The organism is Halorubrum sp. AJ67, assembly GCF_000513435.1.
On sequence record NZ_CBVY010000008.1, the window covers coordinates 164,930 to 166,502 of the forward strand.

Annotated in this window: 1 protein-coding gene; it reads left to right on the forward strand. The window is 67.8% G+C overall.

The window, feature by feature from the left end:
* Positions 1–64: 64 nt before the first annotated feature.
* Positions 65–1,573, forward strand: a 1,509-nt coding sequence (locus BN903_RS08900) for a cation:proton antiporter (RefSeq protein ID WP_048077400.1), incomplete at its 3' end; no start/stop codon positions are given.

Consider the following 1,573-nt stretch of genomic DNA (forward strand, 5'->3'; position numbering starts at 1 on the left):
CGCTCGGCTTCGGCGGCTTCGCGCTCGCCGAGTGGTTCGACCCGTTCCTCACGGAGGCCTTCGCATGACTGACGTCGTACTACAGGACCCACGACCCCTACTGGCGGTTCTCGTCTCGTTCGTCGCGGCGGCTCTCATCGTCGCGTCGCACCGCTCCCCGAACGTCCGCGAGGGATGGACGCTCGTCGCGTCGCTCGCGAAGTTCGGGATCGTCGCGTCGATGCTCCCGGCGGTCCTCGACGGCCAGACCTTCGAGTACTCGCTCGGGGCGTTCCTACCCGGGATCGGGACGCCGATCGAGTTCGTCCTGCGGGCGGACGCGCTCGGCATGCTGTTCGCGTTCCTCGCGAGCGGGCTGTGGATCGTCACCTCCTTCTACAGCATCGGCTACATGCGCGGGCTTGACGAGGCGAATCAGACCCGCTACTTCGCCGCGTTCGCGGTATCGCTGTCGACGACGATGGGGATCGCGTTCGCGGGGAACCTCGTGACCATCTTCGTCTTCTACGAGCTGCTGTCGATCGCGACGTACCCGCTCGTCGCGCACGACGAGACGGCGGAGGCGCGCTCGGCCGGCCGCAAGTACCTCGCGTACACGATGTTCGGCGGCGGCGTGCTCGTGCTCGCCGGGACCGTCCTCGTCTACCTGCTCGCGGGCACGGTCGCGTTCACGCCCGGCGGCATCGCCGAACTCGCGAACGCCGACCCCGGGCTGGCGATGCTCGCCTTCTTCCTGCTCGCCGTCGGTTTCGGCGTCAAGGCGGGTATCATGCCGCTCCACCAGTGGCTCCCCGAAGCGATGGTGGCACCGACGCCGGTCTCCGGACTGCTCCACGCGGTCGCGGTCGTCAAGTCCGGAGCGTTCGGCGTCTCGCGGGTCGTCCTCGACGTGTTCGGCCCGGAACTCGTCTTCGACCTCTCGCTTCCCTTCGGCTTCACCGCCGGACTCGTGCTCTCGACTATCGGCGCGGTCACGCTCACCGCGGCCTCGCTCATCGCCTTACGGAAGGACCACCTGAAACGCCGGCTCGCCTACTCGACGATAAGCCAGCTGAGCTACATCATCCTCGGGCTCGGCCTGTTCGGGTGGTACGGGCTGGTCGGCGCGCTCTTGCACATCCCGGCGCACGCGTTCATGAAGCTCACCCTGTTCTTCTGTGCGGGCAACGTCCACGTCGAGACCCACACCGACTACATCTCGCAGATGGCCGGGATCGGCAAGCGGATGCCCCTGACGATGGGGGCGTTCACCGTCGCCTCGCTCGGGATGGCGGGAATGCCGCTGCTCGCCGGGTTCGTCAGCAAGTACTACATGCTGATCGGCGGGGTGCGGATGGGAATGAACTTCACCCCCGTCGCCTACTACCTCGCCGGGGCGCTGCTGCTGTCGGGCGTGCTCAACGTCGCCTACTTCTGGCCGGTGATCTACACCGCCTTCTTCGAGGCGGAGGACGCCCACGACGCGAAGCCCCTCGTCGACTTCCCGCTCGGCGGCGAGTCGCGGTCCATCGTGGCCGCGACCGACGGCGGCCGGGAAGGTGACGGGGGCGACGAGAGCGTCGACGACCTCGAC